The organism is Thermoactinomyces sp. DSM 45892, assembly GCF_900107305.1.
In the GTDB taxonomy this organism is placed as follows: domain Bacteria; phylum Bacillota; class Bacilli; order Thermoactinomycetales; family Thermoactinomycetaceae; genus Baia.
Window position 1 is genome coordinate 1 of record NZ_FNPL01000034.1, and the last position, 3,053, is coordinate 3,053.

Consider the following 3,053-nt stretch of genomic DNA (forward strand, 5'->3'; position numbering starts at 1 on the left):
GTGTAGGATAAGCCCTCGACCGATTCGTATCTGTCAGCTGAACACATTGCTGTGCGTACACCTCAGACCGATCAACCTCGTCGTCTACAAGGGGTCTTACCTGACTTATGTCAGTGGGAAATCTCATCTTGGAGGGGGCTTCGCGCTTAGATGCTTTCAGCGCTTATCCCGTCCATACATGGCTACCCAGCGATGCCTCTGGCGAGACAACTGGTACACCAGGGGTATGTCCATCCCGGTCCTCTCGTACTAAGGACAGCTCTCCTCAAATTTCCTACGCCCACGACAGATAGGGACCGAACTGTCTCACGACGTTCTGAACCCAGCTCGCGTACCGCTTTAATGGGCGAACAGCCCAACCCTTGGGACCTACTTCAGCCCCAGGATGCGATGAGCCGACATCGAGGTGCCAAACCTCCCCGTCGATGTGGACTCTTGGGGGAGATAAGCCTGTTATCCCCGGGGTAGCTTTTATCCGTTGAGCGATGGCCCTTCCACTCGGAACCACCGGATCACTAAGTCCGACTTTCGTCCCTGCTCGACTTGTAGGTCTCGCAGTCAAGCTCCCTTATGCCTTTGCACTCTATAGGCGCGATTTCCAACCGCGCTGAGGGAACCTTGGAGCGCCTCCGTTACCTTTTAGGAGGCGACCGCCCCAGTCAAACTGTCCACCTGACACGGTCCTCCGCCCGGATGACGGGCGCGAGTTAGAACCCCGATACGACCAGAGTGGTATCCCACCGTTGTCTCGACCAAGACTGGCGTCCTGGCTTCAGCGACTCCCACCTATCCTGTACAAGTCGTATCTAGATTCAATATCAGGCTACAGTAAAGCTCCACGGGGTCTTTCCGTCTTGTCGCGGGTAGCTAGCATCTTCACTAGCAATACAATTTCACCGGGTCTCTCGTCGAGACAGCGCCCAGATCGTTACGCCTTTCGTGCGGGTCGGAACTTACCCGACAAGGAATTTCGCTACCTTAGGACCGTTATAGTTACGGCCGCCGTTTACTGGGGCTTCAGTTCAAAGCTTCGCTTGCGCTAACCTTTCCCCTTAACCTTCCAGCACCGGGCAGGCGTCAGCCCCTATACTTCGCCTTGCGGCTTCGCAGAGACCTGTGTTTTTGCTAAACAGTCGCCTGGGCCTATTCACTGCGGCCCCCCATAAGGGGGCACCCCTTCTCCCGAAGTTACGGGGTCATTTTGCCGAGTTCCTTAACGAGAGTTTTCCCGAGCACCTTAGGATTCTCTCCTCGCCTACCTGTGTCGGTTTGCGGTACGGGCACCAATCTTCTCCTAGAGGCTTTTCTTGGCAGTGTGAGATCAAGAACTTCGGTACTATAAATTTCCCTCGCCATCACAGCCTAGCATATAGGGAAACGGATTTGCCTATCTCCCCTGCCTCACTGCTTGGACGCGCACTTCCAGTCGCGCGATTCTCTACCCTCCTGCGTCCCCCCATCGTACAAACGAATCATGGTGGTACAGGAATATCAACCTGTTGTCCATCGCCTACGCCTTTCGGCCTCAGCTTAGGTCCCGACTAACCCTGAGCGGACGAACCTTCCTCAGGAAACCTTAGGCTTACGGTGGAGGGGATTCTCACCCCTCTTTTCGCTACTCATACCGGCATTCTCACTTCTAAGCGCTCCACCCTCGCTTCCGCTTGAGCTTCGCTGCACTTAGAACGCTCCCCTACCATCGCGTCACGTAAGTGACGCCATCCACAGCTTCGGTAGATCGTTTAGCCCCGTTACATTTTCGGCGCAGAGTCACTTGACCAGTGAGCTATTACGCACTCTTTCAATGGTGGCTGCTTCTAAGCCAACATCCTGGTTGTCTAGGCAACTCCACATCCTTTTCCACTGAACGATCATTTAGGGACCTTAGCTGGTGGTCTGGGCTGTTTCCCTCTTGACTACGGATCTTAGCACTCGCAGTCTGACTCCTGGGGTACAAGTACATGGCATTCGGAGTTTGACTGAGTTCGGTAATCCGGGAAGGACCCCTAGCCCAATCAGTGCTCTACCTCCATGACTTAACTCCCAAGGCTAGCCCTAAAGCTATTTCGGGGAGAACCAGCTATCTCCAGGTTCGATTGGAATTTCTCCGCTACCCACACCTCATCCCCTAGTTTTTCAACACTAGTGGGTTCGGACCTCCATTCCGTGTTACCGGAACTTCATCCTGGACATGGGTAGATCACCTGGTTTCGGGTCAACAGCTACGTACTAAAGCGCCCTATTCAGACTCGCTTTCGCTGCGGCTCCAGCTTCTCGCCTTAACCTCGCACGCAACCGTTACTCGCCGGTTCATTCTACAAAAGGCACGCCGTCACACCTCTGGGGGTGCTCCGACTGATTGTAAGCACACGGTTTCAGGTTCTATTTCACTCCCCTTCCGGGGTGCTTTTCACCTTTCCCTCACGGTACTGGTTCACTATCGGTCGCCAAGGAGTATTTAGCCTTGGAGGGTGGTCCCTCCGGATTCCTACGGGGTTTCACGTGTCCCGCAGTACTCAGGATCCGTCTCGGAGAGATGGGAATTTCGGATACAGGGCTGTTACCTGCTATGGCCGGTCTTTCCAGAACCAGTTCTCCTATTCCCATCCTTTGTAACTCCGTGTGAGACGTCCTACAACCCCGAAGGCACAAGTCCTTCGGTTTGGGCTAATCCCGTTTCGCTCGCCGCTACTCAGGGAATCGAGTTTTCTTTCTCTTCCTCGGGGTACTTAGATGTTTCAGTTCCCCCGGTATGCCTTCCACTAGCCTATGGATTCAGCTAGCGATACCTGCTCTTCAAGCAGGTGGGTTGCCCCATTCGGAAATCTCCGGATCAAAGCTCACTTACAGCTCCCCGAAGCATATCGGTGTTCGTCCCGTCCTTCATCGGCTCTTGGCGCCAAGGCATCCTCCGTGTGCCCTTAGTAGCTTAACCTACATAGGTTTATTTCTCGGTAATCACATTTTCGGTGAATGCAACATGACGGAAGACTCATGTGTTTAATGATGTCTTCTATCTTTCTTCATTTCTGTATCTAATTTTCAAGGTGCAT

1 rRNA gene is annotated in these 3,053 nt (G+C 53.6%); it reads right to left on the bottom strand.

The window, feature by feature from the left end:
- Positions 1-3: 3 nt before the first annotated feature.
- A 23S ribosomal RNA gene (locus BLU58_RS15845) occupies positions 4-2,935 on the bottom strand.
- Positions 2,936-3,053: the final 118 nt, after the last annotated feature.